This window comes from Mesorhizobium sp. M1143, assembly GCF_040318435.1.
Lineage (GTDB): Bacteria > Pseudomonadota > Alphaproteobacteria > Rhizobiales > Rhizobiaceae > Mesorhizobium.
The window spans coordinates 1-22,562 of sequence record NZ_JAMYMJ010000059.1; the positions used below are offsets into that span (position 1 = coordinate 1).

The window sequence follows — 22,562 nt, forward strand, 5'->3', positions numbered from 1 at the left end:
CGCGCCCTCGCGCCGGGCGCGCGCCTATGTGTATACCCCCCACGCCGCGCCGCGGAGGCCGCGACCCGGGGGGGGGGGAGCGGGGCACCCCCCCCACCCGGCCCGGCGGGCCACCCTCCCCACAAGGGGGAGGGTAAGAGCGGCTTCCCCTTCCGCGCCGCCACCTTCGGCAACATCACTGTCGCTCTCGCCCCCGACCGTGGCCGCTCGGCCGACCGGCGCGCCGATTACCACGACCCGACGCTGCCGCCGCGCCACGATCTGCTGGCCTTCGGCCTGTGGCTGCGCAAATCGCTCCGCATCCATGCTCTCATCCATGTCGGCGCCCATGGCACGCTGGAATGGCTGCCCGGCAAGACGGTTGCGCTCTCACAAAACTGCTTCCCCGAGATCGCCACCGGCTCGCTGCCCGTCATCTATCCCTTCATCGTCTCCAATCCCGGCGAGGCGGCGCAAGCCAAGCGGCGCATAGCAGCCGTCACGCTTGGCCATCTGCCGCCACCACTGGCAGCTGCTGGCCTTGATGAAGAGCAGCACAAGCTCGAGCGCCTCGTCGACGAATACGCCCAGGCCGACGGCCTCGACCGCCGCCGGCGCGATCGTCTGGCCAAGCTGATCGTCGACACCGCGCAAAAGACCGGCCTCGCCTCCGAAGCCGGCGTCGCCAAAACCGACGCGCCCGACGAGGCGCTGCGCCGCATCGACGCCTGGCTCTGCGACCTCAAGGATTTCGCCATCAAGGACGGCCTGCACATCTATGGCCGCGCTCCCGACGACGAGCCCGACGCCATGCGCCGGCAAAGCGCCGAAGCCGAGAAGGCCGCGCTGCTGGCGGCGCTCGACGGCCGTCACATCAAGGCGGGTCCGGCGGGCGCACCGGCGCGTGGCCGCTCCGACGTGCTGCCCACCGGCCGCAACCTGTTCACCTCCGACCCGCGCACCATGCCGACGCCGACCGCCTACGATCTGGGAAAGGCGGCGGCAGAAGAAGTCGTGCGCGGCGATATGCAGTCGCATGGCGACTGGCCGCGCTCGCTGGTCATCGACCTCTGGGGCTCGGCCTCGCTGCGCACCGGCGGCGAGGAGATCGCGCAAGGCCTGGCGCTGATGGGCTGCCGGCCGCAATGGGATTCGGCCACCGGCCGCATCACCGGCATCGAAGTGCTGCCGCCGGCCACGCTCGGTCGCCCGCGCATCGATGTCACCTGGCGGATTTCGGGTCTGTTCCGCGACATGTTCCCGACCCAGATCGCGCTGATCGACGCCGCCGCCAACGCCGTTGCCGCGTCCGACGAGGACGATTCGGAAAACCCGCTCGCCGCCAGAACCCGTGCCGATGGCAAGATCGGCCCGCGCATCTTCGGCACCTCGCCCGGCACCTACGGCGCCGGCGTCGAGGACCTGCTGTCCAGCGGCGACTGGGTCAGGCGCGAAGAAATCGGCCGCGCCTATCTCGATGCGACATCACATGCTTATGGCGGCGCAGAGGGCGAAGGCATCGCCTCCCCCGGCGCTTTCGAGACCCGCGTCGCCGAGGCCGATCTGCTGGTCCACACCGGCGACGATCCCGGCCGCGACATTCTCGAGGGCTCCGCCGACGTCGCCTTCATCGGCGGCTTTTCGGCCGCCCTTGCGGCATTGGGCCGAAATGCCGACGTCATCGTGCTCGACACCACCGACCCGCAAAAGCCGAAGCCGCGCTCGGTCGGCGAGGCTGTGTCGCGGGTTGTGCGGGCGCGAGCCGTCAATGCGCGCTTTATAGCCGGCCAGATGCGGCATGGTCCGCGCGGCGCTTCCGAGTTTGCCGAAACCGTCGACCGCCTCATCGGCTTTGCCGAAACCACGCACGCCATTTCGGGCGCGTTGATCGAGGCCGTGCATGACGCCTATGTCGGCGATCCCGATGTCCGCGCCTTCATCCTGCGTGAAAATCCGGCCGCTGCCAAAGTCATCGCCGAGCGCTTCCTGTCGGCGCGCCGGCGCGGGCGCGGGCAGCCCTTGCGCAACGCGATCGACGACGATCTCGCGGCGTTGATCGCCGAGGCCGAGGCGCTCGGGGTCGCGGCATGAACGCCTTCTCGCGCCGCGGCGCCTGTCCGGCTCTCTCGGCGCCGATGCAGACCGGCGATGGCCTGCTGGTGCGGCTCAACCCGGTTGCTGGAGGGCTTTCCCCCAAGTCGCTGATCGGACTCTGCGAATCCGCCTTGAAGCGCGGCAACGGCATCATGGAAGTGACCGCACGGGGCAGCCTGCAGATACGCGGCCTGACGGCGGAAAGTGCCGTGCTGTTGGCGGCGGAGGTCGATGCACTGGGGATTGCAGTGCGTACCGGCGTGCCGGTCGAGACCGGGCCGCTGGCCGGCATCGATCCGCGGGAGATTGCCGATCCGCGAGCTTTGGCTGAGCGGATCAGGGCTGCGGTCGAGGAAGCTGGGCTGACGCCAAGGCTCGGACCGAAGGTGTCGGTGGTTGTCGATGGTGGTGGGCAGCTGACGATGGATGGGGTGACGGCCGATGTCAGGCTGAAGGCGGTGCGGGAGGGCGGCAACGTTATGTGGGCTTTGTCTGTTGCCGGCGATGGCCAAAGCGCGAGGCCGCTTGCGACGGCCGATGAGGATGCAGCGCGCGATATTGCGGTTGCTGCCCTCAGGATGACCGCGGAGAAAGGCCGGGAGGCACATGCGAGGGATTTGTCGGAGAGGCAGCTAGCGTCTCTCGCAGGTTGGCATTCCTTCGCGCCCCCCTCTGTCCTGCCGGACATCTCCCCCACAAGGGGGGAGATCAGCAGCTTCGCTGTCAGCTCTTCGCCTTCGACGTTGAAAACTGGCGAAACCGGCGGCGACAGCACAATCTCCCCCCAAGTGGGGGAGATGTCCGGCAGGACAGAGGGGGGCGCCGTAGAGCGCTCTCGCTCGCCGATTGGCCTCTTCGACTTGAACACCGGCCACGCCCTCGGCATCGGCCTGCCCTTCGGCAGCATGCCAGCGCAAAACCTTATCGACCTTGCCAGCCGAGCGTCGAACCTCGGCACCGCCGAAATCCGCCTCGCCCCCGGCCGCGCCTTGCTGTTCCTCGGCCAACCACCAGCCGCGAACCCCCTCCTCCAAACCACCGCCACCGCGCTCGGCTTCGTCACCGCCGCCGCCGACCCGCGCACCCGCATCGCCGCCTGCCCCGGCACTCCTGCCTGCGCATCCGGCCAAATCGCCACGCGCGACATCGCCGAGACAATCGCCGCCGAAAACGCTGATATCCTCGACTTCACACTGCACATTTCCGGCTGCGCCAAGGGCTGCGCGCACCCCGGTCCGGCGGCGCTGACATTGGTCGGCGGCGAAAACGGAGCCGGACTTGTCGTGAACGCGACGGCAAAGGCCCTTCCTGCGGGCTACAGGCCGGGCTATGACGCCGCACGCGGCGTCAGTCGCGTCGCGGCGATGGTCCGCAGCGCACGATTTCAGGGCGAAACCGCCGCCGCTTGCCTGACAAGGCTCGGGCCGGCGGCAATCGCCGAAAGCTACCGACAGGAATAAGCATGGCCGCCTACGATTACATCCATGACGGCAACGCCATCTATGAGCGCTCTTTTGCCATCATCCGCGCCGAGGCCGATTTGTCCCGCTTTTCCGAGGCCGAGGCCGACGTTGCCATCCGCATGATCCATGCCTGCGGCCAGGTCGAAGCATCAAGTCATTTTGTTTTCTCCAGCGATTTCGTCGCCGCCGCCCGCAGCGCCTTGGCGGCCGGCGCGCCGATCTTCTGCGATGCCGAAATGGTCTCGCATGGCGTCACCCGCGCCAGGCTGCCGGCCGGCAATGAGGTGATCTGCACCTTGCGCGACCCGCGCACGCACGACATTGCCAAGGAGATCGGCAACACCCGCTCGGCGGCGGCAATCGATCTGTGGGGCGAGCGTATGGCCGGTTCGGTGGTCGCCATAGGCAATGCGCCGACGGCACTGTTCTATCTCCTGGAAAAATTGCGCGACGGCGCGCCGAAGCCGGCGGCGATCATCGGCATGCCGGTCGGCTTCGTCGGGGCCGCCGAATCCAAGGATGCGCTGGTGCAGAATTCCTATGGCGTGCCCTACGCCATCGTGCGCGGCAGGCTTGGCGGCAGCGCCATGACTGCAGCCGCGCTCAATTCGCTGGCGAGGCCCGGCCTGTGAACGCAGCTGTCAAAGAAGATCTGGCAAAAGGCCGCCTCGTCGGCGTCGGCACCGGTCCCGGCGATCCCGAACTCTTGACGCTGAAAGCCGCGCGCGTCCTGGCCGAGGCCGATGTCGTTGCCTATTTCGCCAAGCGCGGCAACAACAGCAACGCGCGCGCCATCGTCGAGGCGCGTTTCCGGCCGGATATGCTGGAACTGCCGCTTCTCTATCCCGTCACCACCGAGATCGACAAGGATCACGACGACTACCGTTCGCAGATCACCGATTTCTACGAGGAGTCGGCCGAGAAGGTCGCCGAACACCTCGAAGCCGGCCGCATGGTCGCCGTGCTCTCCGAAGGCGACCCGCTGTTCTACGGCTCCTACATGCACCTGCATGTCCGCCTCGCCCATCGCTTCCCGACCGAAGTCATCCCCGGCGTCACCGCCATGTCGGGCTGCTGGTCGCAGACCGGCGTGCCGATCGTCCAGGGCGACGATGTCCTGACGGTTTTGCCCGGCACGATGAGCGAGTTCGAGCTGACACGCCGTCTCGCCGACACGGATGCCGCCGTCATCATGAAGGTCGGCCGCAACCTGCCCAAGATCAGGCGGGCGCTGGAAGCCACCGGCAAACTGACCCGCGCCGTCTATGTCGAGCGCGGCACCATGGCCGGCAGCGTTTCGTTGAAGCTCGCCGACAAGCCGGACGACAAGGCCCCCTATTTCGCCATCGTGCTGGTCGCCGGCTGGTCCGGCCGGCCTGGCGTTATGGGAGCCAAGCCATGAGCGGCCGCCTCACCGTCATCGGCCTTGGGCCCGGCAATGCCGATCAGGTGACGCCGCAAGCCAGCCGCGCCGTCGCCGAGGCAAAGTTCTTCTATGGCTACAAGCCTTATCTCGACCGGCTGGAGCTGCGCCCGGACCAGACCCGCGTCGCCTCGGACAATCGCGAGGAACTCGCCCGCTCCAAGGACGCGCTGGTAAAGGCGGCGGACGGCCATGACGTCGCCGTCGTCTCCGGCGGCGATCCCGGCGTGTTCGCCATGGCGGCCGCCGTCTGCGAGGCGATCGAGGCCGGTCCGGCCGAATGGCGCACCGTCGATGTCACTGTCGTGCCGGGCGTCACCGCCATGCTGGCGGTTGCCGCCCGCATCGGCGCGCCGCTCGGCCATGATTTCTGCGCCATCTCGCTGTCCGACAATCTGAAGCCGTGGGACTTGATCGAACTGCGCCTGCTGGCGGCGGCCGGCGCCGGCTTTGTCATCGCGCTCTATAACCCGATCAGCAAGGCGCGCCCTTGGCAGCTCGGCCGTGCCTTCGAATGCCTGGCCGCCATCCTGCCCGGCACCACGCCGGTCATCTTCGGCCGCGCCGCCGGCCGCCCGGACGAGCGCATCGAGGTCTTTTTGCTGGCCGATGTCGACGCGCAAAAAGCCGACATGGCGACCTGCATCATCATCGGTTCGCCGGAAACACGGATCATCAAGCGCGGCGACAAACCGGCGCTGGTCTACACGCCGCGCTCCGGGACGGGGTCGAGCAAATGATCGACCCAAAATTTATCAACAAGAGCGGCGAGTTCATCGACGGTCTCGGTCGAAGGCACCTCCGGCAGGAAGGGCCTGCGCACCATCACCACCTCGATACCGAGCGCCCGCGCCGCGGCGATCTTGCCGTAGGTGGCCTCGCCGCCGCTGTTCTTGGATACGACGACATCGATGCGGTGCTCCTCGAGCAGAGCGCGTTCATCCGCCTCGCGAAACGGCCCACGCGCCAGCAGGTAGGCCGCATCCGGCACCGCCAGTTTCGGCTCGACCGGATCGACGCTGCGGATGAGGTAGTGATGCTGCGGCGCCGCCTCGAAAGCCGCGACCTCTTGCCGGCCGAGCGTCAGGAAGGCGCGGCGCGGCGTCGATCCAAGCGCGTGCACCGCATCGCCTGTCCTATCGACCTGCGTCCAGCGGTCGCCGTCGACAGGCTTCCAGCCGGGACGGCGCAGCGCCAGGATCGGCACACCGGTCAGGCGCGAGGCTTGCGCCGCATTGGCGGATATCTGCGCCGCATAGGGATGTGTGGCGTCGATCAGCAGGTCGATGCCCGCCTCCCTGAGATAGGCGGCCAGCCCGTCGGCGCCGCCAAATCCGCCGCTGCGCACCGGCACGCCTTGCGCGACCGGGCTTTCGGTGCGGCCGGCCAGCGACAGGGTGACACGGAAATCTTCCACCAGTTTTTCGGCCAATTGGCGCGCTTCTGTCGTGCCGCCAAGGATCAGAATCTTCTTCATGAGCACCATGTTGAACAGCGTCGGCGCTGCCCCTCACCCCTACCCTCTCCCCGTGAAGAACGGGGAGAGGGAGGCGTCAGCGCCGGAGCGTCTCCCTTCTCCCCGTCACTACACGGGGAGGTGAGGAGTGGTCTGGCTGGCAGACGAAAAGTCAATTGCTTGACTTTTCGAACGACGAACGCCTCAGGCGGATGAGGGGCGGCGCGACATGTCAAAAAAACAGCCCACGCCAAAATGGCTTACAATCGTCGGCATCGGCGAGGACGGTTTAGCGAGTCTCGGCGACGAGGCCAAGCGGCAGATCGCTGACGCCGAGACCGTCTTCGGCGGCAAGCGGCATCTGGCGCTGGTGGCTTCGCTCATCAAGGGTGAGCAGCGCCCATGGCCGGTGCCCTTCGATGCCGGCATGGCAGACGTGCTGGCGCTGGCCGGCCGGCAGGTCTGCGTGCTCGCCTCCGGCGATCCGTTCTTCCATGGTGTCGGCGCTACGCTTGCCCGCAAGGTGAAGCTTGGGCAAATGCATGTTATCCCCGCGCCGTCAGCGACTTCGCTGGCCGCCGCACGGCTCGGCTGGGCGTTGCAGGACATCGAGACCGTCTCGCTGCATGGCCGCCCACTCGACCTGATCCGGCCGCTGCTGCAGCCCAGGGCGCGCATCCTGGCGCTGACATCAGACGGCGACGCACCAGCGACAATAGCGCGCCTGCTCGTCGAACTCGATTTCGGCGCTTCGCGGCTGACGGTTTTGGAAGCGCTGGGCGGACCGAACGAGAAGCTTCGCTCGGCACGTGCCGACGCTTTCGATCTCAGAGACATCAATCCACTCAACGTGCTGGCGCTTGAGCTTGAATCAGCACAAGAGGCCCGCATCCTGCCGCTGACCGTTGGCCGCGCCGACCATCTGTTCGAGCACGACGGCCAGATCACCAAGCACGACATCCGCGCCATGACGCTTGCGGCGCTGGCGCCGAGGCGTGGCGAATTGCTGTGGGACATCGGCGCCGGTTCCGGCTCCATCGGCATCGAATGGATGCTCGCCCATCCCTCGATGCGCGCCATCGCCATCGAGGCCAACAGCGACCGCGCCGCCCGCATCGTCCGCAACGCCGCGCATTGCGGCGTGCCCGGTCTTGTCGTGGTGGAAGGGTCGGCGCCCAAGGCACTGGCCGGGCTGGACACGCCGGATGCGATCTTCATCGGCGGAGGTGGCAGCGACGCCGGCGTACTGAACGCCGCCATCAAGACGCTGCGCGCCGGCGGCCGTCTGGTTGCCAATGCCGTCACGCTGGAGATGGAAAGCCTGCTTCTCGCGGAGCACATCAAGCGCGGCGGCGACCTTACCCGCATCACCATTTCCCGCGCTTCTCCTGTCGGTTCGATGCAGGCCTGGCGCCCGGCCATGCCGGTCACCCAGTGGAGCTGGGTGAAGCCATGATGGTGGCGGGCATCGGCAGCCGGAAGGGCGTGAGCGTCGAAGACGTGCTGGCGGCGATAGAAACGGCGCTCGAAGCGCACGGGCTGGCGACGACGGCGCTGTCGGCACTGGCGACTGCCTCGCTCAAGAAAGACGAAGAAGCGATCTCTGCCGCTGGCCGCACGCTCAACCTTCCCGTCATCATCGTTGATGACGCAGCACTTCAGGCCGTCTCGTCGGAGGCACTCAGCAAATCCGATCTCTCGCAGGATCTCGCCGGCACACCCTCCGTCTCAGAAGCCTCCGCCCTTGCCGTTGCCGGCCCCGGTGCGAAGCTGCTTGGTCCACGCACCGTGCTCGGCCCGGTCACCTGCGCCATCGCCATCAGCGGAGACGCGCCATGACCGTGCATTTCATCGGCGCCGGTCCCGGTGCCGCCGACCTCATCACACTGCGCGGCGCCAAGCTGCTGGCAAGCTGCCCGGTCTGTCTGCATGCCGGCTCGATCGTCGCGCCGGAATTGCTGCAGCACTGCGCGCCTGGCACAAAACTGATCGACACCGCGCCCATGTCGCTCGACGAGATCGAGGCCGCGTATCTGGAAGCCCATCAGGCCGGCCATGACATCGCCCGACTGCATTCCGGCGATCTCTCGGTGTGGAGTGCGGTTGCCGAGCAGATCCGCCGGCTGGAAAAGCACGGCATCCCCTACACGCTGACGCCGGGCGTTCCCTCTTTCGCCGCCGCAGCCGCAGCCCTTCGCCGCGAACTGACCATTCCCGAGGTGGCGCAAAGCCTGGTGCTGACCCGCGTCTCCGGCCGCGCCTCGAAAATGCCGCCGGGCGAAACGCTGGCCGGCTTCGGCCGCACCGGCGCGACGATGGCCATTCATCTCGCCATCCACGCCATCGACCGAGTCGTCGCCGAATTGTCGCCGCATTATGGCGGCGATTGCCCGGTGGCGATCGTCTTTCGCGCTTCATGGCCGGACGAGCGCGTGCTGACCGGCACGCTCGCCACGATCGAGGCACTGCTCGCCGCCGACCCGATGGAGCGCACGGCGATCATCTTCGTCGGCCGCTCGCTGGCAGCGGAAGGTTTTGGCGAGAGTTCATTGTACGACGCCCACTATCAGCGGCGTTTCCGGGGACGGACGGATTGTGAGCGGTAAAAGCGAAAACACCACGCTCGAACAGGCCCTTGCCCGGCTGAACTTCAAGCCGCGCCGGCTTGAGCCGGGCCATGTCTGGCTGGCCGGCGCCGGCCCCGGCGATCCCGGCTGCCTGACGCTGGAAGTGCTGGCGGCATTGGCCGAGGCCGACGCTGTGGTCTATGACGCGCTGGTCTCCTCTGACGTTGTCGCCGTTGCGGACAATGCCCAGCTGTTCTTTGCGGGAAAGCGCGGCGGCAAGCCGTCGATGAAGCAGGACGACATCACCGCTTTGCTGGTGCGGCTGGCGCGCGATGGCCGCCGCGTCATCAGGCTGAAGGGTGGCGATCCCTATATTTTCGGCCGTGGCGGCGAAGAGGCGCTGGCGCTGGCGCGCGAAAAAATCCCGTTCCGCGTCCTGCCCGGCCTGACATCGGGGCTGAGCGCGCTGGCCGCCACCGGCATTCCCGCAACCATGCGCGGCATCAACAAGGCGATCATCCTGGCGACAGGTCATGCCGCCGGCACAGATGACGATCTCGACTGGGGCGCGATCGCCCGCACCGGCCAGCCGGTGGTCATCTATATGGGCATGGCCAATCTGCCTGTTATCGCCGCGTCGCTGCTCGAAGGCGGGCTGGCGCCGTCGACGCCGGCGGCTGTCATCGTTTCGGCGACGACACCGCAGGAGCGGACCGTCGTCGCGACACTCGCCACCATTTCCGAAGCGGCCGCCGCGGCGGAATTGGCCTCGCCGGCCCTCATTGTCGTCGGCGGCATCGTCGCCATGCGCGCAGCACTGGCGGGTAACGCATGACCCGCGCCATCATCATCGGCGCGCCGCGTTCCGGCTCCGGCAAGACCAGCGTCACCATCGGCATTTTGCGCGCGCTCGCCCGGCGCGGCATCAAGGTGCGCGGCGCCAAGTCCGGCCCCGACTATATCGATCCGGGTTTTCATACCGCCGCCACTGGCCTGTCCGGCGTCAACCTGGACAGCTGGGCGATGTCGCCTGACCTGCTCAACGCGTTGGCCGGCAATGCCACCGAGGACGCCGATTTTATCTTCCTCGAAAGCGCCATGGGCCTGTTCGACGGCATCCCGGCCGGACAAGGCCGCACCGGCTCGGCCGCCGATCTGGCGCGGCTCTACCACCTGCCGGTGCTTTTGGTGCTCGACGTCTCGGGACAGTCGACGTCGGCGGCCGCCGTCGCGAAGGGTTTTGCCACCTACGACCCGGATGTGCGCATGGCCGGAATCGTGCTCAACCGTCTCGGCAGCGAGCGCCACCGCAAGCTGTGCAGCGAGGCGATCGAAACGCTCGGCCTGCCGGTCGTCGGCGCCATCCTGCGCGATCCCACGCTCAATTTGCCGGAGCGCCATCTCGGCCTCGTCCAGGCCGGCGAATATGCCGACCTGATGACGCATCTCGACCGCCTCGCCGACATGGTCGAGAAATCCCTCGACCTTGACGCCATCATGGCGCTGGCCGCGCCGTTTTCGCCGGCATCAGGCAGTTTCGAACATGCCTTGCAGCCGCCCGGCCAACGAATCGCGCTCGCCGAAGACGCCGCCTTCACCTTCCTCTATCCGCACGTCGCCGCCCACTGGCGTCAGGCCGGCGCCGAGATCGTGCCGTTCTCGCCGCTAGCCGACGAAGCACCGGTGCAGAATTGCGATGTCTGCTGGCTGCCCGGCGGCTATCCCGAGCTCCACTCCGGCAGCCTCGCGGCGGCGACCAATTTCCGAGCTGGCATGGCCAGGTTTGCCGAGACCAAGCCGATCCATGGCGAGTGCGGCGGCTTCATGGTGCTGGGCGAAGCGCTGGAGGACGCGGCCGGCGAGACGCACGCCATGCTTGGCCTGCTCGGCCATTCCACCAGCTTTGCCAAGCGCAAGATGAACCTCGGCTACCGCGAGGCACGCCTGCGCGTCGCCTGTCCGCTGGGGCCGCAAGGCGCGCTGATCCGTGGCCATGAATTCCACTATGCGCAGATGATTGCGACCGGCAATGACGAGCCATTGGCCGATCTCGCCGACGGTCAGGGCAATCCGCTCGGCGCCTCCGGCTATCGCCGCGGCCATGTCAGCGGCACCTTCTTCCACGCCATTGCGAGGGGTGCATGACCTCCGTGCCCTCGCCCCGGCAAGCGCTCGACGACGTCGCGCTTTGCCTCGTCTTCTTCACCCGGCTGCCGCTGCCGGTCTTCGACCTTCGTGGCCGCAGCCTGGCCGATGCGATCTGGGCGGCGCCTGTCGCCGGCCTCGCCGTCGCTGTGGCTGGTGCTGTCGTCTACGCCGCGGGCGTACAGCTCGGCCTTGCCCCCGGCCCGGCAGCAGCCCTTGCGCTTGCAGCAACCCTGCTCGCCACGGGCTGCCTGCATGAGGACGGGCTGTCGGATGTCGCAGATGGCTTTGGCGGCGGCAAGACACGCGATAAAAAACTGGAGATCATGCGCGACAGCCGCATCGGCGCCTATGGCGCAGCAGCTCTTGGCCTGTCGATGCTCATCCGCTGGAGCGCGCTGTCGCAACTGGCCAATCCGACAGGCGTGCTCTTCGCGCTGATCGCCGCCCACGCCGCATCGCGCGGCCTGCTCGGCGCGTTCATGCATTTGGCGCCGGCGGCGCGCAGTGACGGCCTGTCTGCCGGCGCCGGGACCGTCTCGACCCAGACAGCTGTTCTCGGCGCCGTGCTCGGGGCCATCCCGCTTCTGACTCTGGGGCTCGGCGGCGCCTTTGCCGCACTGATCCTGCTCGCTCTCGTGTTCAGCGCCTTGCGCGCGCTCTGCCTCAACCAGATTGGCGGCCACACCGGTGACACGATCGGCGCCCTGCAGCAGTTAGGCGAGATCACGGTCCTGCTCGTCGCTTCCATTTCCCTGTCCTGATTCTTCCCCGGAGATTCCTTCCCCATGCCCTTCAAATCATTCGATGAACTGCGCGCCGCCTGTTTCGATCTGCCTGCCGGCAGCGATACCGCCGCCAATGCAGTCGCCCGCCGCCAGGACACGCTGACGAAGCCGCAAGGCAGCCTGGGCCGGCTGGAAACCCTCGCCGCCTGGCTGGCACGCTGGCAGGGCCGCGACATGCCGAAACTCGATCGCGTCAAAGTCTTCGTGTTCGCCGGCAATCACGGCGTCACCGCGCAGGGCGTGTCGGCCTTCCCGTCGGAAGTGACCGTGCAGATGGTGGCGAATTTTGCCGGCGGCGGCGCCGCCATCAACCAGCTTGCCCGCATCGCCGGCGCGGAACTCGACGTCATCCCGCTCGATCTCGATCATCCGACAGGCGACTTCACTGACGTGCCGGCAATGGACGAAAAAAACTTCCTCGCCGCCGTCTCGGCTGGCTATGACGCGGTGACGAACGACCTCGACCTCGTCTGTTTCGGCGAGATGGGCATCGGCAACACCACGCCGGCGGCCGCCATCTCGACCGCCCTGTTCGGCGGCGGCGCTGAAAAATGGTCGGGGCGCGGCACCGGCGTCGACGATGCCGGGCTGAAGCGCAAGGTCACCGCCATTGAATCCGGCCTCAAGCGCCATGCCGACGCGCTGTCCGACCCGCTGAAGATCGCCGCCGCCCTTGGCGGCCGCGAACTCGCCGCCATCTTCGGCGCCACGCTCGCCGCCCGCCGCAAGAACGTCCCGGTGCTGCTCGACGGCTTCGTCTGCACGGCAGCGGCAGCGCCCCTGGCGCGACTGCACCCCTCAGGCCTCGCCCACACCATCGCCGCCCATGTCTCGGCCGAATCCGGCCACCGCCGCCTGCTCGAAGCGCTCGGCCTGCCGCCGCTGCTCGACCTCGGCATGCGGCTCGGCGAAGGCTCCGGCGCCTGCCTCGCCGTCAACATCGTCCGCTCGGCACTGGAATGCCATGCGAGGATGGCGAGTTTTGCCGAGGCTGGCGTGTCAGAGAAGTAGCTAGAGCGATTTGACGGGAGGGCGCCGGCCCGAACCTTCACTGACCATCGTCGGGCCGGTCACTGGCATTCCAGGCTGGTGGCTCGAACAGCACGGCCGCTGAAAGATTCCCCACCTGGGGGTTGGCCCGCTGCTTCTGTGGTCAGCTCTTTTTACTGGCACTATTCGCCGCCGTTGCCGACAAAATGTGATTGACGTAACGGTGACCAGGCGCAATCATTACGGATTGTGCAGGGTGAGGGCGTTTTCAATGAAACTCGTTGTCTTTGGCGTAGCAATAGTATTGGCCGCTACCGGAGCAGCTGTTGCGAAAGAGAAGAAAAAGGTGGCCACCGCTCAGGCTACAACCTCGTGTTCTACAGCTCATAAGAAGGCTGGCAGCAAGCCGACCGCGAAACCGGATTGCAAATCGACAGGCACCGTGGTTGCGCGACCGTCAAATAGGGCCGAAAACTTCCTGGATCATTATAATCCGCGCTTAGGGTATGACACCAGTCCGTGGTTTCAAACTGGCTTTAATTGATGGCGGCTTCGGCTTCCGGGCTTTTCTTAATCCAGCGCGGCCTTCACTCCTTCGCCAAATAGCGCACCGGCTTACCGGCCGCCGAGTTTAAGGCAAACCTGCCCCATGATTGAGGCATGTCGAGGCGCGTCAACGCGTCCGGCATTCCAAGGTCTTCCACCAACTTTTCTAGAAATTTGGTGGGTGCGCACAGGATTGAACTGTGGACCCGCTGATTAAGAGTCAGCTGCTCTACCAACTGAGCTACGCACCCACTCGACCGGTAAAAACCGGCGTTGGCGGGCATATAGCCGCCGATACCGATCCTGTCCAGCCCTGCCGGAATCATTTCCCGACAAATCGCTGAACTGCCGCAGGCGGTCACACGAACAGCTTTCCTTCCGCCACCTTAATGGCATGGCCGCCGATGCGCGCGGAGGCCAGTTTTCCGCCTTCGACAGTGAGTTCGAGGCGGATGCGCGAAGGGCGGCCCATCTCCAGCCCCTGCTCGATCCACAGCTGCGAAATGCCGTCGGTCGGGCCATCGAACTGCATGATGGCGCCGGCAAAGGCCGCCGCCGCCGACCCGGTCGCCGGGTCTTCATAGGACGGCGTGCCCGGCACGATCATGCGGACATGGAAGGCGCTGTCATGGTTCACCGTCTGGCGGCAATAGACATACGGGCTGGCGAAGGCCCATTCGCTCTTGCGCGGCGCCAGTTCCGACCAGACCTGGTTGTCGAGCTTGATCCGGCCGGCAGCCTCCAGATTGGCAACCGGAATGGTGACGTAAGGCACGCCTGCCGACCAGAACGACACCAGGTGATTCTCGAAGCCGATCTCGTGCGGCGCCAGCCCGAGGGCGGCGCCGATCGCCTCCGGGTCGGCATCGAGCTTCAGCGGCTCCGGCAGCTTCGCCAGGTCGAACTCGGCAAAGGTGGCGCCATCGTGCCGGCTGACGGCGCAGCGCACCGGGCCGATATTCTCCTCCAGCACGAAGATGCCGGCTTCGCCCTCGCCTGTCAGTTCGGCCAGCGCGATCGCGGCGCCAACTGTCGGATGTCCGGCGAACGGCATCTCATAGTCGGGCGTGAAAATGCGGATGCGGTTGCGATGTTTTGGATTGTCCGGCGGCAGCACGAAGACCGATTCGGACAGGTTGAACTCGCGCGCAATGGCCTGCATGGCGGCTGTATCCAGCCCTTGGCTGTCGAGCACGACAGCCAGCGGATTGCCGGCCAGCCGCTCCGTCGTAAACACATCGTAGAGCAAGTAATTGCGGGTCTGCATCTTGAAAAACCTTCCGCCTCAATCCGAACATGGCCGAAATTTAATTTGATATTCGAACCACCAAGCCTGATCGGTGCACATATAGGGACATTACGCTTTCATAGGGGTCCGGCGTGGACCAGCTTGTCAATCTGCCAAAGACGGAATCGGATTCCGCCATCGAGGCGGCGCTTGGGCTTGACCAGAGTGGTGTGCGCAAGACGCGCCGTCGTGGCTGGCTTTACGCGCTGCTGGCGCTGATCGCCGTTGCCGGCGGCCTCGCCGGCTACCAATGGTATGCCGGCTCCCCGGCCAAGATCGACTACACCACAACGCCGGCCACCATTGCCGACCTCACCGTCGCGGTATCGGCGACCGGCACGCTGCAGCCCCTCACCCAGGTCGACATTTCAAGCGAACTGTCCGGCATCATCCGCTCGGTGTCGGCCGAAGAGAACCAGCAGGTCAAGAAGGGCGATGTGCTGGCGACGCTCGACACGGTGAAACTTGAGGTCCAGATCGAACGCGCCGAAGCCTCGGCCAAGGCCGCTGCCGCCAATGTCGAGGACGCCACGGTAACCCTGAAGGAGAACGAAAGCGCCCTCACCCGCGCGGCCGAACTGACCAGGCGTGGCATGGCGACCGATCAGTCGCTCGAGGCGGCGACTGCCACGCGCGACCGCTCCAAGGCGGCGCTCGATAGTGCGCAGGCCAATCTCGCCATCGCCCAGGCCGATCTCAAGGCGCAGCAGACCGACCTTGCCAAGAGCACCATCTATGCGCCGATTGACGGCATCGTCTTGACGCGTTCCGTCGACCCCGGCCAGACGGTCGCCTCCTCGCTGCAGGCGCCGGTTCTGTTCATCATCGCCGCCGATTTGAGGAACATGGAATTGGTGGCGGCGGTCGACGAGGCCGATATCGGCGCGGTCAAACCAGGCCAGCATGCACGCTTCACCGTCGATGCCTTTCCGGAGCGGCCGTTCGACGCCGAGATCCGCGACATCTCCTACGCCTCGGTCACCACCGACGGCGTCGTCACCTACAATGCACGGTTGGAAGTCGACAATAACGAGCTTTTGCTGCGGCCCGGCATGACCGCCACGGTTTCGGTCGTCACCAGGCAGGCCAAGAGCGTGCTCACCGTGCCGTCCACCGCTTTCCGCTACCGCCCGGCGCAGCAGGCCGCGCGCGCGTGGAGCCTCAGCGATCTGTTCACCGGCCGCATGGGCCGTGGCGGCAACCGCCGCCAGCCGGTGAAGGCGCCCACCGACGGCTCACGCACGCTCTATGTGCTGGAGAACGGCCGGCCGCACCCGGTCAACGTCAAGATCGGCTCCACCGACGGCGAACTGACCGAGATCACCTCCGGGCTGGATGAAGGTGCAGAGGTTATCACGTCCTCGCAGCTGCGGAGCTGACGCCATGGCCGCGGGCCTCATCGGTTTCGACACGGTCTGGAAGAGCTATGGCCAGGGCGAAGCCAAGGTCCATGCGCTGGCCGGCGTCGACCTCGCCATCCAGCGTGGCGAATTCGTCGCCATCATGGGCCCGTCCGGTTCGGGCAAATCGACCGCGATGAACATCATCGGTTGCCTCGACACGCCGACGGCCGGAACCTACTCCTTCATGGGCATCGACGCCGGGCGGCTCGACCGCAACCGCCGGGCGCTTCTGCGCAATCTCTATATCGGCTTCGTCTTCCAGGGTTACAATCTGTTGCCGCGCACCACGGCGGCGGAAAATGTCGAGCTGCCGCTGATCTATCGCGGCGCGCCGGCCCGCGAGCGCCGCGATCTTGCCATGCAGGCGCTGGCGGAGGTCGGCCTGGTCGGGCGCGAACATCACACGCCGGCCGAACTCTCCGGTGGTCAGCAACAGCGCGTGGCGATCGCGCGCGCCATCGTCACCAGGCCGACGCTGCTCGTCGCCGACGAGCCGACCGGCAATCTCGACACCGCCCGCACGCATGAGATCATGGAGCTGTTGACGCGGCTGAACCGCGAGCTCGGCCTGAGCATCGCCATGGTCACCCACGAGGCCGATGTCGCCGATTATGCCGAGCGCACCATCCGCTTCCTCGACGGCCACGTCGCTTCAGACTCCAAGAGGCTGGAGATAACGTCATGATCTGGGAAACCGTCCGCCTCTCTCTGCGCTCCATCCGCCGCAATGTGCTGCGCTCGTTCCTGACGCTGCTCGGCATCGTCATCGGTGTCGCCGCCGTCATTGCCATGCTGACCATCGGCTCCGGCACCACCGCCAAGGTCAAGTCGGACATCGCCAAGCTCGGCTCGAACCTGCTCGTCGTCCGTTCCGGCCGCCCGGCAGGCACTGGCGGACCAGGCGGGCTCGACCAGGCGGTACGGCCTCTGGCCGACAAGGATGTAGCCGCCCTCGTCGCGCATCTGACCGGGGCGCGCGCCATCGCGCCGGCGTCGCAGAAACAAGTCCGCGTCATTTTCGGCACCGAGAGCCTGACCTCTGGCGTCACCGGCACCGCCAGCGCCTATCTCGCCGCCCGCGACTGGAAGCTGGTGTCGGGCCGCCCATTCAGCGATTCGGAGACACGCTCGGGCACCGGCGTCTGCCTGATCGGCGAGACGGTGCGCCAGCAATTCTTCGGCGCCGGCGAACCCGAGGGCGAGATCATCCGCGTCAACCGCACCTCGTGCAAGATCATCGGCCTGCTCGAACCCAAGGGCTATACCGGCTTCGGCCAGGACCAGGACAATGTCGTCTTGATGCCGCTTGCCGCCTATCAGCGCCGCATCGCCGGCAACCGCGACATCGACAACATCTACGTCGCCGCCGACGACCGCACCCCGACCACCGAATTGCAGCCGCGAGTCGAGGACATTTTGCGCGACACCCGCCGCATCACGCCGGACCGCGAAGACGATTTCTCGATCCGCGACATGACCCAGATCGCCGACGCCATGGCCAGCGCCACCACCACCATGACCGGCATGCTGGGCGCCGTCGCGGGCGTCAGCCTGCTGGTCGGCGGCATCGGGATCATGAACATCATGCTGGTCTCGGTCACTGAGCGCACCCGCGAGATCGGCATCAGGCTCGCCATCGGCGCGCATGAAAAGCACATCCTCATCCAGTTCCTGGTCGAGGCGACGGTGCTGTCGCTGCTCGGCGGCATTATCGGCATCCTGATCGGCCTGGCGCTGGCCGGCCTCGCCTCGGCAACGCTGGCCATACCGTTTGCGCCGAGCCCGGCGGTCATCCTGCTCGCCGTCGGTTTTTCGGCGCTGATCGGCATGGTGTTCGGCTTCTTCCCGGCGCTGCGCGGCGCCAGGCTCGACCCGATCGACGCGCTGCGCCACGAATAAGCGCCAGATCAGCTCCACCGCAACCAACCGCTATCCACAAGGATGGGTGCTTGTCGACATCGGCAATACTTGTTGTCGTCCGGTCTGCGATGCTAATTTTAGAGCAAAGCATCTGGTCAAGGAGTGGCAATGAGCAAGAAGGCGCGGCTGATTCTGACGATGGTGATCATCGAAGGCGCCCTTGCGGGACTTTGGTGGTATCTCGCCCGCTACGGCATGGCCAATCCCGATCGTGTCACCGCCGATTTTCAGGCAGTCGTCGGCCAGACGATGGGCATGGTCATGGGTGGATTGCTGGCCATCGGCGTTATCCTGTTCCTCGTCGCCGCCCGCAACGACCGCAAGGCGGCGCAGAACAATCCGCGCCGTTAGCCCCCGCCACCGCCAAAATGCCACTCGACCAGCGGCTTCATATGCGGTGCCAGCCCTTCCGGCAGGTCGGCGGCGTGGCGGATGATCACCGGCCCCTCGATCTCCGGCTCGGTCTCGGTCGCGACGAAGGCGCCGATGCGCCGCGCAACCTCGTCGGCCGGCGCATCGACGTGGTAGCGGCGGAAGAGGACCGTGCCGGTCGAAGTCGACAGCGCATGGTAGCGCTTGCCGCGCGCAGCGCCTGTCAGGTCAAGCCCGGTCTCCTCGCGCACTTCACGGATCATGTTGAAATCGACATCGACGCGGCCATCGCGAAAATCGATCGGCTCGAACGAGCCGGCAGCGAAGTAGACACTGCCGGCCGGGACCGTGTGCGCGCCCATGCGGATCGCCACCAGGGCGTTGTCGCCGGCGACCAGCATGGCGTGGCCATAGGCATGCTCGGCGCCCGTCCCCTGCCGGTTCTTTCGCCACAGCAGGAAGGTCGAGTACTTCACCGCGTGACAACGCCCGACGATCCGCTTGTCGCGCCAGGCGAGCGCCGAGAGCAGCACCACCGTGCCGTCGAACAACGCCGGATTGGCCGTGACCTCGCGCCGCCAGTTGTCAGTGATCGCCTGCGCGTTGTCGCGCTCGAACGGATGCGGGCCGGGGTCGAGCCGGACGTCGATTTCGTCGACGGGCAGGATGACGTTGCGCGGCAGGTCGAAGCTCACCGTGCTCAAGCCATGTCCAGGGTAATTGCGACGGGACAATGGTCCGACGCCTTCGGCCGGTCCCAGCCGGCGCGCGGAAAGCGCTCCACCGCCTGTCCGGCCGGAAAGATGGTGCGCCAGGGCTGGCCGTTGCGGATGATGTCGGGAACCGCCGTCGCATTCTTCGCCGCCAGCCCTTTCGACAGCAGGATGTAGTCGAGCTGGCACAGATGCCGCTCCTTCGGCCCGCGCGTGTGGTAGAAACTCCAGCGGTCCATCTCCGGCCGGCGTTCGACGACATTCTCGCAAAAGCCGCCGGCGGTGAGCACATCGATACAGGACTGGCTCTCGTCGATCACCTGGAAGCGGTAGCCGTCGATAGCGTCGCCCTCGATCTTCACCCGCTGCCGGTAGTCGTTCATGTCGCCGCAGATCGCCCAGTTTTTGTCGGCTGCGTGCTCTTTGCCGAAGCGCTCGTCGATAATGCGGCGCACCGCTTGCGCCTCGGCGATGCGCACCGGCATCGTCGCCTCGCGGCCGTCGAGCCCGTTGCGCGGCGAGCCCATCGATTTGAAATGGACGAGGTAAAGCGTCAGCGGCACGCCGCCGACCTTGATGTCGACCTCCAGGCAGTCGCGCCGGAAGATGCGTTCATTGGCCAGGTTGCCGAGCGCCTCGAGTTCAGGCGTGTGCAATCCGAACTGCTCGAACGTGACATAGGCATGGCTGGTCATGCGCACGAACTCGATCGGCTGACCTTGCGCGGTCTCGTTGCGCATCATCACGGCAACGTCGATGCCGCGCGAATCATTGCCGGCGGTGGTGTATTTCTGCCGGTAACCCTCGCCCACCATCTTGAAGAGATAGCCGTACTCGAAGGCCTTCAGCGCCTCGATGTTGTCGACCTCCTGCATGCAGATGATGTCCGCACGGGTGGCGGCAATGGCGAGCGCGGTCAACTGGCGCGTATCGTCGGATTGCGCGATGGCGCGCGCCTGCTCCAGCATCCGGTATTCGGCTTCGCTCTGGATGTCGAAAAGCGCCAGCGTGCGGTCTTCGTTGAGCTGGTTGCGGAAGCCCGAGAAATCGAACCTGTTCATCAGGTTTTCGACATTGAAAGTGGCGAGGCGCAGCGACATGGACTGACCTTTGCCTGCAAGCGCCCATGAAAACAAGGGCTGCTTGTCATGGCTGATGGAACCTTTCTGTTCATCCTCCGTTCAGACGCCAAGGTCCATCAATAGGCCACTTCCCTGGGGTACCCGGGCGTGGGGCCTGTATCACTTGGAGAGTGCAATGAGCTCGCTCTTTTCGTCCACAGTCAAATCCGGGCTGTTAGCGCTCGGTCTTTTCTCGGGTCTCACGGCGCCATCCGCCGCCGGCCCGATCCTGCAGCCAAACCTGGCGGTGCCGACAAGCACCGCATTGTCTGACATCACACCGGTTCGCGACAGCTGGGCGGGCGGCAATGACCGCCGCTCCTTCAACGATTGGCAGTGGCGCCGCCACGACGGCCGTCACTTTGCCCGGTCAGGCAACTGGAACAACGGCAACTGGAATGGCGGCAACTGGAACGGCGGCGACAACTGGCGCTGGCGCCATCACCGTCACCATCGCGGCCGTGATTTTGACAGCGGCGCCGCAGCAGTTCTCGGCCTCGGCCTGGGTCTCGGCCTCGGCAGCATCTACAACAACGGCTACTACAACAACGGCTATTACAATGACGGCTATTACGTGCAGCCGGCGCCCCGCCGCTATTACCGCACGCAGCGTCTGTCCAGCGCCCATGTCCAGTGGTGCTACGACCGCTATCGGTCCTACCGGGCCTGGGACAACACGTTCCAGCCCTATGGTGGCCCGCGCCAGCAATGCTGGTCGCCCTACAGCTGAACTATAAACGACAATACACGACGGCGCCGCCCCATCGCGGCGCCGTTTTCATTTGGGAAAGACGGCTGGTCTCGGTCACCGCTAACCATATGTTTATCGGCTCAGCCTATCCGTGATATCGTGCCCCATCTGACGATCGCGCCGATCCGGTCGCGAAGGACGTGCCGTCATGGCCGACAACGAATTGCGAAACAAACACCGGCAGCGCGTGCTGAAAGGCGCGACGATTCTGACCGGCCTCACCAATTCCGAGGTCAAGTGCACGGTGCGCAACATGCATGCCGGCGGCGCCGAGCTGAAAGTGTCTATAGACGCGCGCGTCCCGGACGAGTTCCTGCTCTATGTGCCGGTCGACGGCATCGGCTACAAGGCCATCGTGCGCTGGCGCCGCGACGACCGCATCGGCGTCGAGTTCACCGGCACCGAGCCGAAGCCCCATTGGCACTATGGCTGAGTATCCTGATCGATAAACCGGCATGAAAGAGCCGGCGGATCGCTCCGCCGGCTCTTTGCTCCCAATCCCGACGACTGCGGGTTAGTTCTTGGCCTTGTCGACCAGCTTGTTCTTGGAAATCCAGGGCATCATGGCGCGCAGCTTGGCGCCGACTTCCTCGATCTGGTGGCTGTCATTGTTGCGGCGGATGCCTTTGAAGCGCGACATGCCGGCGCGGTATTCCTGCATCCATTCCGAGGTGAACTTACCGGTCTGGATGTCCTTCAGCACGCGCTTCATCTCGGCCTTGGTCTCGGCGGTGATGATGCGCGGGCCCGAGACATATTCGCCCCATTCGGCGGTGTTCGAGATCGAGTAGTTCATGTTGGCGATGCCGCCTTCATAAATCAGGTCGACGATCAGCTTGACCTCGTGCAGGCACTCGAAATAGGCCATTTCGGGCGCATAGCCGGCTTCCACCAGCGTCTCAAAACCGGCGCGGATCAGTTCGACCAGGCCGCCGCAGAGCACGACCTGCTCGCCAAACAGATCGGTCTCGCATTCCTCGCGGAAATTGGTCTCGATGATGCCCGAACGGCCGCCGCCGACGCCGCAGGCGTAGGACAGAGCGAGATCGAGCGCGTTGCCGGAAGCATCCTGGTTGACGGCGACCAGGCACGGCACGCCGCCGCCCTTCTGGTATTCGCCGCGCACCGTGTGGCCGGGGCCTTTCGGCGCGATCATGACGACATCGACGGTCGACTTCGGCTCGATGAGGCCGAAATGCACGTTGAGGCCGTGCGCGAAGGCAATCGCGGCGCCGTCACGAATGTTTGGCGCGATTTCGTTTTTGTAGATGTCGGCCTGCAATTCGTCAGGCGTCGCCATCATCATCAAATCGGCCCATTTGGCAGCGTCCGCCACGCTCATCACCTTGAGCCCGTCAGCCTCGACCTTCTTGGCGGTCGCCGATCCCGCCTTGAGGCCGATGGCGATTTCCTTGGCGCCGGAATCCTTGAGGTTGAGCGCGTGCGCCCGGCCCTGGCTGCCATAGCCGATAATGGCGACCTTCTTGCCCTTGATCAGATTGAGATCGGCGTCGCGATCGTAATAGACACGCATCTTTTGCTT

General features: G+C 65.9%; 24 protein-coding genes and 1 tRNA gene. 19 read left to right on the forward strand and 6 right to left on the reverse strand.

Annotated elements, in window-relative coordinates:
• The 5 genes from NKH35_RS26930 to NKH35_RS26950 all read left to right on the forward strand — a co-directional run.
• On the forward strand, nucleotides 1-2,070 hold a 2,070-nt coding region (locus NKH35_RS26930; protein ID WP_352916964.1), incomplete at its 5' end, for a cobaltochelatase subunit CobN.
• Nucleotides 2,067-3,533 (forward strand): precorrin-3B synthase, encoded by a 1,467-nt coding sequence (gene cobG, locus NKH35_RS26935; RefSeq protein WP_352916966.1) that lies wholly within the window; start codon nucleotides 2,067-2,069, stop codon nucleotides 3,531-3,533. The genes NKH35_RS26930 and cobG, both read left to right, overlap by 4 nt.
• 2 nt (nucleotides 3,534-3,535) lie before the next feature.
• Nucleotides 3,536-4,168 (forward strand): precorrin-8X methylmutase, encoded by a 633-nt coding sequence (locus NKH35_RS26940; RefSeq protein WP_023818000.1) that lies wholly within the window; start codon nucleotides 3,536-3,538, stop codon nucleotides 4,166-4,168.
• A complete protein-coding gene (locus NKH35_RS26945) occupies nucleotides 4,165-4,938 on the forward strand; it encodes a precorrin-2 C(20)-methyltransferase (protein ID WP_352916968.1) in 774 nt (257 codons plus the stop codon). The genes NKH35_RS26940 and NKH35_RS26945 overlap by 4 nt, the downstream gene beginning before the upstream one ends.
• On the forward strand, nucleotides 4,935-5,699 hold the full coding sequence (locus NKH35_RS26950) for a precorrin-3B C(17)-methyltransferase (protein ID WP_352916970.1): 765 nt from the start codon (nucleotides 4,935-4,937) through the stop codon (nucleotides 5,697-5,699). Before NKH35_RS26945 ends, NKH35_RS26950 begins: the two co-directional genes overlap by 4 nt.
• Here NKH35_RS26950 and NKH35_RS26955 read toward each other — a convergent pair.
• Nucleotides 5,663-6,436: a cobalt-precorrin-6A reductase gene (locus NKH35_RS26955; RefSeq protein ID WP_352916971.1), complete on the reverse strand. Its 774-nt coding sequence runs from the start codon at nucleotides 6,434-6,436 to the stop codon at nucleotides 5,663-5,665. The genes NKH35_RS26950 and NKH35_RS26955 overlap by 37 nt on opposite strands.
• Nucleotides 6,437-6,644: 208 nt before the next feature.
• Between NKH35_RS26955 and cbiE the strand changes: the two genes are divergently transcribed.
• From cbiE to NKH35_RS26995, 8 genes are all read left to right on the forward strand, one after another.
• Nucleotides 6,645-7,871, forward strand: a complete 1,227-nt coding sequence (gene cbiE / locus NKH35_RS26960; protein ID WP_352916973.1) for a precorrin-6y C5,15-methyltransferase (decarboxylating) subunit CbiE — start codon at nucleotides 6,645-6,647, stop codon at nucleotides 7,869-7,871.
• Nucleotides 7,868-8,254: a cobalamin biosynthesis protein gene (locus NKH35_RS26965; RefSeq protein ID WP_023753485.1), complete on the forward strand. Its 387-nt coding sequence runs from the start codon at nucleotides 7,868-7,870 to the stop codon at nucleotides 8,252-8,254. Before cbiE ends, NKH35_RS26965 begins: the two co-directional genes overlap by 4 nt.
• Entirely contained in the window at nucleotides 8,251-9,021 is a 771-nt protein-coding gene (gene cobM, locus NKH35_RS26970; RefSeq protein ID WP_023753486.1) for a precorrin-4 C(11)-methyltransferase, read from the forward strand. Before NKH35_RS26965 ends, cobM begins: the two co-directional genes overlap by 4 nt.
• Nucleotides 9,011-9,817 (forward strand): uroporphyrinogen-III C-methyltransferase, encoded by an 807-nt coding sequence (gene cobA / locus NKH35_RS26975; RefSeq protein ID WP_023746870.1) that lies wholly within the window; start codon nucleotides 9,011-9,013, stop codon nucleotides 9,815-9,817. Before cobM ends, cobA begins: the two co-directional genes overlap by 11 nt.
• Complete coding sequence (locus tag NKH35_RS26980; RefSeq protein WP_352916974.1) at nucleotides 9,814-11,127, forward strand: cobyrinic acid a,c-diamide synthase CobB; 1,314 nt, start codon at nucleotides 9,814-9,816, stop codon at nucleotides 11,125-11,127. Before cobA ends, NKH35_RS26980 begins: the two co-directional genes overlap by 4 nt.
• Complete coding sequence (locus NKH35_RS26985) at nucleotides 11,124-11,891, forward strand: adenosylcobinamide-GDP ribazoletransferase (RefSeq protein WP_352445529.1); 768 nt, start codon at nucleotides 11,124-11,126, stop codon at nucleotides 11,889-11,891. Before NKH35_RS26980 ends, NKH35_RS26985 begins: the two co-directional genes overlap by 4 nt.
• Nucleotides 11,892-11,915: 24 nt before the next feature.
• Complete coding sequence (gene cobT, locus NKH35_RS26990; protein WP_352916975.1) at nucleotides 11,916-12,926, forward strand: nicotinate-nucleotide--dimethylbenzimidazole phosphoribosyltransferase; 1,011 nt, start codon at nucleotides 11,916-11,918, stop codon at nucleotides 12,924-12,926.
• Nucleotides 12,927-13,176: 250 nt separating this feature from the next.
• Nucleotides 13,177-13,449 carry a hypothetical protein gene (locus NKH35_RS26995; RefSeq protein WP_155922523.1) on the forward strand — a complete coding sequence of 91 codons (273 nt, stop codon included), beginning with the start codon at nucleotides 13,177-13,179 and terminating at the stop codon, nucleotides 13,447-13,449.
• A gap of 177 nt (nucleotides 13,450-13,626) precedes the next feature.
• On the opposite strand, the gene NKH35_RS27000 is transcribed toward NKH35_RS26995, so the two are convergent.
• Nucleotides 13,627-13,702, reverse strand: a tRNA-Lys gene (locus NKH35_RS27000).
• A gap of 107 nt (nucleotides 13,703-13,809) precedes the next feature.
• Nucleotides 13,810-14,718, reverse strand: a complete 909-nt coding sequence (locus NKH35_RS27005) for a PhzF family phenazine biosynthesis protein (RefSeq protein ID WP_023690935.1) — start codon at nucleotides 14,716-14,718, stop codon at nucleotides 13,810-13,812.
• Between the two features lie 113 nt (nucleotides 14,719-14,831).
• On the opposite strand from NKH35_RS27005, the gene NKH35_RS27010 reads away from it, so the two are divergent.
• The 4 genes from NKH35_RS27010 (at nucleotide 14,832) to NKH35_RS27025 (ending at nucleotide 18,413) form a co-directional block, all read left to right on the forward strand.
• Nucleotides 14,832-16,118 (forward strand): efflux RND transporter periplasmic adaptor subunit, encoded by a 1,287-nt coding sequence (locus tag NKH35_RS27010; RefSeq protein ID WP_352909241.1) that lies wholly within the window; start codon nucleotides 14,832-14,834, stop codon nucleotides 16,116-16,118.
• 4 nt (nucleotides 16,119-16,122) lie between these two features.
• Nucleotides 16,123-16,827, forward strand: a complete 705-nt coding sequence (locus NKH35_RS27015; RefSeq protein WP_352916976.1) for an ABC transporter ATP-binding protein — start codon at nucleotides 16,123-16,125, stop codon at nucleotides 16,825-16,827.
• Nucleotides 16,824-18,041, forward strand: a complete 1,218-nt coding sequence (locus tag NKH35_RS27020; protein WP_352916978.1) for an ABC transporter permease — start codon at nucleotides 16,824-16,826, stop codon at nucleotides 18,039-18,041. Before NKH35_RS27015 ends, NKH35_RS27020 begins: the two co-directional genes overlap by 4 nt.
• Nucleotides 18,042-18,170: 129 nt before the next feature.
• The gene (locus NKH35_RS27025) at nucleotides 18,171-18,413 is read left to right on the forward strand and encodes a hypothetical protein (RefSeq protein WP_352916979.1); all 243 of its coding nucleotides are present in this window, start codon (nucleotides 18,171-18,173) and stop codon (nucleotides 18,411-18,413) included.
• On the opposite strand, the gene NKH35_RS27030 is transcribed toward NKH35_RS27025, so the two are convergent.
• Together NKH35_RS27030 and NKH35_RS27035 are read right to left on the reverse strand one after the other, a co-directional pair.
• Nucleotides 18,410-19,129 carry an NUDIX hydrolase gene (locus tag NKH35_RS27030; RefSeq protein ID WP_023712689.1) on the reverse strand — a complete coding sequence of 240 codons (720 nt, stop codon included), beginning with the start codon at nucleotides 19,127-19,129 and terminating at the stop codon, nucleotides 18,410-18,412. The two genes, NKH35_RS27025 and NKH35_RS27030, sit on opposite strands and share 4 nt — an antisense overlap.
• 5 nt (nucleotides 19,130-19,134) lie before the next feature.
• Nucleotides 19,135-20,247, reverse strand: coding sequence for an endonuclease/exonuclease/phosphatase family protein (locus NKH35_RS27035; RefSeq protein ID WP_023712688.1), 1,113 nt, complete (start codon nucleotides 20,245-20,247; stop codon nucleotides 19,135-19,137).
• 157 nt (nucleotides 20,248-20,404) lie between these two features.
• Here NKH35_RS27035 and NKH35_RS27040 point away from each other — a divergent pair, with 157 nt between their 5' ends.
• Together NKH35_RS27040 and NKH35_RS27045 are read left to right on the forward strand one after the other, a co-directional pair.
• Nucleotides 20,405-20,998, forward strand: coding sequence for a BA14K family protein (locus tag NKH35_RS27040; RefSeq protein WP_023698358.1), 594 nt, complete (start codon nucleotides 20,405-20,407; stop codon nucleotides 20,996-20,998).
• A 169-nt stretch (nucleotides 20,999-21,167) separates the two neighbouring features.
• A complete protein-coding gene (locus NKH35_RS27045; RefSeq protein WP_023685169.1) occupies nucleotides 21,168-21,452 on the forward strand; it encodes a PilZ domain-containing protein in 285 nt (94 codons plus the stop codon).
• 81 nt (nucleotides 21,453-21,533) lie between these two features.
• Here the strand turns inward: NKH35_RS27045 and ilvC are convergent, their stop codons facing one another.
• Nucleotides 21,534-22,553 (reverse strand): ketol-acid reductoisomerase, encoded by a 1,020-nt coding sequence (gene ilvC / locus NKH35_RS27050; protein ID WP_013531065.1) that lies wholly within the window; start codon nucleotides 22,551-22,553, stop codon nucleotides 21,534-21,536.
• Nucleotides 22,554-22,562 lie beyond the last annotated feature (9 nt).